The sequence below is a fragment of the Flavobacterium cyanobacteriorum genome, from assembly GCF_002251835.1.
Classification (GTDB): domain Bacteria; phylum Bacteroidota; class Bacteroidia; order Flavobacteriales; family Flavobacteriaceae; genus Flavobacterium; species Flavobacterium cyanobacteriorum.
The window spans coordinates 1-7276 of the sequence record NZ_NOXV01000178.1 but is presented as its reverse complement, the minus strand read 5'-3'; the positions used below and the strand labels follow the sequence as shown (position 1 = coordinate 7276).

Here is a 7276-nt window from a genome sequence, read left to right as displayed (position 1 = left end):
TTTTATTGATTTTTAATCAATTATATTTTTTGTCGTGTACTAAAGTTTTTCATAGTACAAATATTTAGATGGCAGTGGTTTTCTATACTTGTAAAAGTTGTTTAATCGTCGATACAATCTTAAACTATTTTTTTGGCTCATATCTGCCGATATTTGATTTATCAGAATATCAATATTGATTTTCAGTTCATTATAATTAAGGTCAATTTCCCTAGCTTCATCAGTTTGAAATTTATATTGAGGATTATCTACTAATTTCTTCATTTTAATTTCAGAATTTATCTTTAAATCCGTTAGATAGGCGACTAAACCAAACTCTTGAAAATTTATTTGCTGATTTTCCTCTTCCGTTTGCCCAAAACTATTTCCAGCACACACCAATGCTAGGAATAGAAAAAGTGTTTTTAGTGTTTTCATGTTAATAACGGTTCAAGTTCACATAGATTACTTTTACAGGTTTATCATAACCTCCTTTTTTCTTTTTAAACTCATTTACAACGTCTTGAATCGATGCTTTACAATCAGACAAAGAAGAGAATTTCTCATACTCGCCGTTATAGGGTACTGGTTTATCGTAACTCGGCATTAATTCAAAGCCAGCTTGTCTATTTGCTGAGGTTCTAAAATCAGTTTGCCAGTCTTCTCGTTCTTGTTTAGACAAACTGCTAAACCAATTTTTTACAGGATCTGAAATGACCAAATAATACGTTTCCTTTTCCGTGTCAAATTTTTCAAATGTAGCAAAACCGTATTTGGTTTGTGCTTGTACTTGGTTAAACGCCATTGCTGTAAAGCATAGAACAAGTAAGGCAATTGATTTTTTAAGATTTGTTTTCATTGTTTTAAAAATTTAAGTGTTAAGAATTAATATTTATAATAAGTGTATCCGCCTGCTGTAAAACTTTTTTTATCATCTTCTAATACGATCGTTACTGTTCCATCATCTTTGGTGTAATCACCAGTTGGCATGTACATTTTATTTTTGGCACTCCATTCGTTGTCGCCTTCATATTGAATTTCTCTAAATTTAAAACAACGCTTTGCACAAGTTTGGCTCCATCCGCTGTTGCCTACGCCAAAGACTAATGCGTTTCCTCCTTCGGAAAATGTTCCAACACCTGAGATGGTTATAATCAGTCCGTCTGATCGTTTCCACATACCGTTGATGTCTTTTTTATTAAACTCTTGCGCACTCACTGCACTACTTACTAACATCCCTACGAATAGGAATAGAATTTTGATTGTTTTCATGTTTCTAAATTTATATTATGATTGAGCGTTTCTTTTGTCATAGGGTTGCTTGTAACACAAAAATATATGAAAGTTTTAATGCGGGGGATATTTCTTACTAATTTATAAATAATTAAATAATAAAGGCTTATGGCAGATTACAGCTTTCGTATTTTATAAAGCCGCATGACAAATAAAACACCTGATCTTTACCAAAAAAAAATTAAAATACGAAATGAATTAAAGTCCAAAGGTTAAAAGCCTTTGGACTCTTTGTAACTATGGCAATATATCCACTGTGTGTATGTGCGTGAGGGATTGTAGCGGAAAGCCCGTAAAGCAGCGCAGCGGAATGAGGACTTGCAGCAAAAAGCCCGGCCCGCAGGGACACGCCCAAAAATAACAACATCCGGAGCGGCGGGGAGGATGCCGCTCACCATGGATAGAGGGTCATGCTGCCTGTTTCAGCCGGCTTTGTCACCTGGCTGCGTAGTTATTTTGAAAGCAGTTACCGGTTATAATATTCGCTGTCCCATATGGCGGTATTGAAGTTTTTGCCTTTCCAGAAACAATAGTAAAGCGCAACCCCGCATACCGATTTAAATATGAACAGGAACATGAGCAGTAAAAAAGTGTCCTGTGCCACGCCATGAACCGATTTGCCTGATACAGCCAGTGTGAGCAGTACGCTTACCGCTACCAGAAATACCAACAGGCTTCCAAAATCGCGGAACGGGCGTACCAGCAGCTTGCGGAATGGGCTCAGGTCATTACCCCACTTGTATATAAGGTAATAATAATCATTACCTATGGGAGCAAATAACAGCGGGTCATCATAGTTTTTAAGGTGGAACTGTTTTGACGGCGCCATTATCTTAAAGCCGCTAAGAACCGTATCGTGTGCCTTTTCAAGTGATTTAATCCGGGACACGGCCTCATCGGGTACGTAGCTTTTAAAAAGGCTGCTGTCAAGAAAACGAAGCCTGTAATCAATACACGTAGCTTTTATCTGGCTGATATGGAATATCCTGTCGGTTTCCAGCAGGTCAAAATTAAATTTGTTGAAGCCTTCATCGCCATTATTTTCCCCTATGCGCTGCCTTATGGCCTCGCGGTGCTCTTCATCGGCAGTAAGTATAGCTTTTACTGCAGCCAGCAGTTCCTCTTCACGTATCGTTTTCCTTCGCTTTTTAAGCAGTTCGTCAACAAGATTTGTTTTTTCCGGCAACATTTTTCAATAATTTTATTCAACAGCATTAAAATTAAGTATTTAGCTAAAAAAATAACCGCTAACAGATGTTAAACTTTAAGGTGTGGCAGTAATATTTTTAACTTACGGGTGTTAAAGCATAATACACTACTTTTGCCGTTTTGGAGTTATAGTGCTGTGATGTTTAATAAAGTGTTCTTACCGGTGCTTATGTGTTGTGTTTCCGTGCTTTACGGGCAGGAAATAATTACGCCTTACAAAACCCGCAAAATTGCCCCGGCGCAGGACACCATACAGATTGACAGCGTAAGCATCAACCAGGTATTTTTCAGGCTGCAGGACCGCCTGGGGAACGATATCGACACCACTTATTACAGCGTTGACTTCCGTAAAAGCAGGCTTATATTCCGGAATGGGTACACCATGACGGATACACTTACCATGCGCTATCTCAGCTATCCTGATTATCTTACACGGAAATACAGCATTTACGATGAAAGCCGCATTGTGAGCAATGAAAGCGGTACAACTAACCTTTACAAGGTAAACCGCAACCCGCTAAATACTTTTCGTCCGTTTGACGGGCTCACTACATCCGGAAGCATAACCCGGGGGATAACCGTGGGGAATAACCAAAACGCTGTGGTCAACTCTAACCTGGACCTCCAGATAACCGGCAGGCTGTCTGAAACTGTTAGCCTCAGGGCATCCATACAGGACAGCAACATTCCGCTGCAGGAAGGTGGCTACTCGCAAAAGCTTGATGAATTTGACCAGATATTCATGGAACTTTTCAGTAAAAACTGGAGTATCCGTGCCGGCGACCTTTTCCTTGAAAACAGGCAGTCAAGTTTTCTTAACTTCAATAAAAAAGTGCAGGGCGTCTCAACAGTGGTATCTTTTGGCAAAGAGGCCAAAACGACCCTGTTCGGTGCCGGTGCCATTGTACGGGGGCAATATGCACGCAGTACCTTCATAGGCCAGGAAGGGAACCAGGGGCCATACAAACTGCGCGGCCCCAATAATGAGCTGTATATTCTGGTGATATCGGGTTCTGAACGTGTGTTTGTGAACGGCATACTGCTGGAGCGCGGGGAGAATAATGACTACATCATAGATTATAATGCCGGTGAGGTCATTTTCACTTCACTTTTTCCCATCACTTCAGAGATGCGTATTACCATTGAATACCAGTATGCGGAAAGAAGCTATACCCGTTTTGTAGGCTATGGGGGTGTCACACATGAAGCAAAAACCTGGAGCATCGGGGGGTTTGTATATTCTGAAAGTGACATTAAAAACCAGCCCTTGCAACAAAGCCTTTCGCCCGAACAAGTAAGCGTGCTGCAGCAGGCAGGGGATAATATTAATAATATGACAGCGCCTTCTGCATACAGGGATACTTACTCTGATAATAAGGTGCTATACAGGCGCGTGCTTGTAGGGGGCACCTACATATTTGAATATTCTAATGACCCTGCTGAGGAACTGTACAACGTACGTTTCAGCCTTGTAGGGAATAACCAGGGCAATTATATTTTAGCCAACGCGGCTGCTGTAGGGCGAATATATGAATATGTAGCTCCGGTTGATGGTATACCGCAGGGGAATTATGAGCCGGTAATACGGCTTATACCGCCCACCAAACTACAGATTGCTACAGTACTGGCCAAATATAACCCGAATGAAAAAACACTTATTGACTTTGAGGGTGGCATCAGCAATAACGACCTTAACCTTTATTCGCCGTTTGATGATGGCGATAACAGGGGGCTTGCAGGAAAAATCAATGCCAAACAAAGGCTGTACACCGGAACAGGGTTTGAAGCCGATGTATTTGCAAATTATCAATACATACAAAAAGAGTTCCGCACGGTAGAAAGGCTTTTTAACATAGAGTTTAACCGTGACTGGAACCTTAACGGTATTACAACTGCGGGTGGTAACCAGAGCTACCTGGTTGCCGGCACCGCATTGAAGCTACCGCAAAAAGGTATCCTGAACTACCAGATTGAGAACCTGGAGTTTTCCGGCAGCTTTTCCGGCCTAAGGCATGTAGCTGATGCCCGCTATAATTACAATGGCCTTTTAATACAGGACAGGGGTAGCTGGCTCAACAGTGACAGCAACTATGCCACATCGGAGTTTATACGTAATGAAGCCCTCGCAAAATATCATTTTGGCAAGAATTGGGTTGGTGCCACCGTACGCCTCGAAGACAACAGAGAAAGGCTTAAGGAGTCGGGTCTTTACTCCGCCTTAAGCCAGCGTTTCACCGAGTATGGCGCCTTTACCGGACGTGGCGACAGCACAAAAGTTTTTGTAGAAATAGGCTACCTGCGGCGGGCAAATGACAGCCTTGTGAACGGATTACTGCAAAAAGTAAATACTTCGCGTTCCTACTACCTGAAGTCGCGCCTGTTACAAACAGATAAAAGCGACCTGTCCCTTTTTGTAAACTACCGTAACCTCAAATTTGAAGATCCTGCTGTTAAAAATGAGCCTTCGCTAAATTCCAGGCTCCTGTATAACGACCGCTACTGGAATCAGCTGGTGCAGGTCACCACAGCTTATGAAACCACTTCAGGGGCCATAGCACAGCAGGAATTTACCTATCTGGAAGTAGAGGCGGGCCAGGGTGTCTATACCTGGAACGACTATAATGGCAATGGCGTGCAGGAATTGCAGGAATTTGAAATAGCGCCTTTTCCTGACCAGGCTAAATATGTACGCGTGTTTTTGCCGAACCAGGTATTTGTGCGTACACACCAGAATAAATTTTCGCAGTCGTTAACGCTCAACCCACTGCAATGGCAAAATAAAAAAGGTTTCAAAAAATTCATATCTTATTTTTATAACCAGTCATCGTTCCTCATTGAGAGGAAGATTAGGCGCAACAGCGGCAACTTTGACCTGAACCCATTTTCATATTCCGGTGAAGACCTGTTAGGGCTTACTTCCAGCCTGCGCAACAGCCTGTTCTATAACCGTGGCAAGCAGGATCATTCCGTGACCTATACTTACATACGCAACATGGGGCGTACGCTGCTCAATATCGGCTCGCAGGACAACAGGAACAATACCCACCAGCTGCAGTATGCGCACCTGGTGCAAAAGCTGTGGCTTTTCAGTTTTAATGCGCAGACGCTGGAAACAGAATCTGTGTCGGACAACTACGATAGCCGCAATTACCTGATTGACAGCTATATTTTATCGCCTAAAATATCCTATATTTTTTCTAAAAATGCGAGTTGGGATGTTTTTTATGAATACCGGAACAGCAGGAACAGCATTGGCGGGCTTGAGAAGCTGAACCAGCAGCGCATAGGCACCTCATTTAACTATGCCTCAGAGAAACAATTTACTGCAAATGGTGAGTTTTCATATTATAAAAATGTTTTTGCAGGAAACCAGCTTTCACCCGCTGCTTACCAGATGCTCGAAGGGCTGCAGGCCGGCGAAAACCTTACATGGCGCCTGCTGCTGCAAAAAAACCTTACCCAGTATCTCGATATAAACATAAACTACCAGGGGCGCAAAAGCGAAACCAGCAAGGCCATACATACCGGCAGTGTGCAGCTACGGGCTTATTTTTAAAGTTTTACAATATTACAGTTTACCTTGATCCATTATCCTGCCTTGGTTCTATAACGTAATGTACACAGCAGTAGAATAATGTACTTGTTTATTTATTATTTCGCAGAAGTTTATTAATGCTGTTAACCATATTCTTAGTATCCTCTTTCAGGTGCCTCTTAATCCTTATCTCTTTTAAAGAATAATCACTGTAGGTCAGCCATATTTTATAACTAACATTTTTATAAAAAATCCCCAAAAAAAGGAATATTAGTGAATATGAAAAGGAAAAGACTTGTTCTAACGCGGTACTGCTAAGCATAATTGCGGCAATACATAAAAGTGCAGAAAAAATCAAACTTAATATATTGACAATAATGCTTCTGTGCCTGCTCATCTTAAGTGATTTGAGTTTATCAAAATAAATTGGGGTTACCGAACTGTATGCGGGTAAAATCACCCTGTCACTAAACATGACTCCGGCACCATTAACCAATAAGACCTTATTAAAAGAAATAGTATTAGATTTCATAATCACAGGGGCTTTAGATATTGCGACACGGCACAACATTTCTTAAAATTCATAAAGACATATAAATAGCTTCAATTCAGAAGTAAAAATGCACATTGGATAAAAAAAGGGGCTCCTCAAGAATGCTTAAACAGGCATTTTGCTATTCGCTTCGCTAAACCACTTCGCAAGGCTTATGGCGAATAAACAACATAGTGTCTATCATCTACTTGAAACTTTACAATTTCATTACATTATGTTCAGAATCACATTTCGAGAAGCCCATATACATTTTTATAAAGGTAAAAAACTTTAAACCAACATCTTACAGCCTAAATTTAAGGGTACTAAATTTATTGCCTGTCCCCAATTAGGAATGCCTTTAAATCCCCGTTTTCCTTTGAAATTAGAAAAATTAGATATGGCGCAAAAAAGATAATCCCTAAAATCATTGCCAAAATACCTACAATAATTGCTTTTGAATTAAATTTATTTCTCCACATTATCCACAAGCCTGAAAGAGATAAATAGCACAAAAAATCAAGGTTAAATTGACCTGACCAACTCACCGATAAGATGTTATTGATAAAAACACTAAACAAATCTGAGCCTTCTCTTTCAAACACTATTAAAGTGTATGTAAATAGTCCTATGGTTTGAACTAATAAAAGGCATTTAAATAGATATAATTTACTCATAATAATAACGAAGTGGTTTAAACTTTTATTTTATTAAATTTCTTTAGTGCG

At 40.4% G+C, this 7276-nt stretch carries 6 protein-coding genes; 1 reads left to right on the top strand and 5 read right to left on the bottom strand.

From position 1 onward, the window contains the following. Positions 1-39: 39 nt before the first annotated feature. The 4 genes from CHU92_RS03385 to CHU92_RS03370 all read right to left on the bottom strand — a co-directional run bounded on the left by CHU92_RS03385 (position 40) and on the right by CHU92_RS03370 (position 2461). Positions 40-417 carry a hypothetical protein gene (locus CHU92_RS03385; RefSeq protein WP_094412609.1) on the bottom strand — a complete coding sequence of 126 codons (378 nt, stop codon included), beginning with the start codon at positions 415-417 and terminating at the stop codon, positions 40-42. A gap of 1 nt (position 418) precedes the next feature. After that, positions 419-838: a hypothetical protein gene (locus tag CHU92_RS03380; protein ID WP_094412607.1), complete on the bottom strand. Its 420-nt coding sequence runs from the start codon at positions 836-838 to the stop codon at positions 419-421. A 26-nt stretch (positions 839-864) separates the two neighbouring features. After that, entirely contained in the window at positions 865-1251 is a 387-nt protein-coding gene (locus CHU92_RS03375; RefSeq protein WP_094412605.1) for a hypothetical protein, read from the bottom strand. A gap of 487 nt (positions 1252-1738) precedes the next feature. Continuing rightward, complete coding sequence (locus CHU92_RS03370) at positions 1739-2461, bottom strand: hypothetical protein (RefSeq protein WP_094412603.1); 723 nt, start codon at positions 2459-2461, stop codon at positions 1739-1741. Between the two features lie 159 nt (positions 2462-2620). Here CHU92_RS03370 and CHU92_RS03365 point away from each other — a divergent pair, with 159 nt between their 5' ends. Beyond that, complete coding sequence (locus CHU92_RS03365; protein WP_094412601.1) at positions 2621-6037, top strand: hypothetical protein; 3417 nt, start codon at positions 2621-2623, stop codon at positions 6035-6037. Positions 6038-6880: 843 nt separating this feature from the next. Here CHU92_RS03365 and CHU92_RS03355 read toward each other — a convergent pair. After that, positions 6881-7225: a hypothetical protein gene (locus CHU92_RS03355; protein WP_094412597.1), complete on the bottom strand. Its 345-nt coding sequence runs from the start codon at positions 7223-7225 to the stop codon at positions 6881-6883. Positions 7226-7276 lie beyond the last annotated feature (51 nt).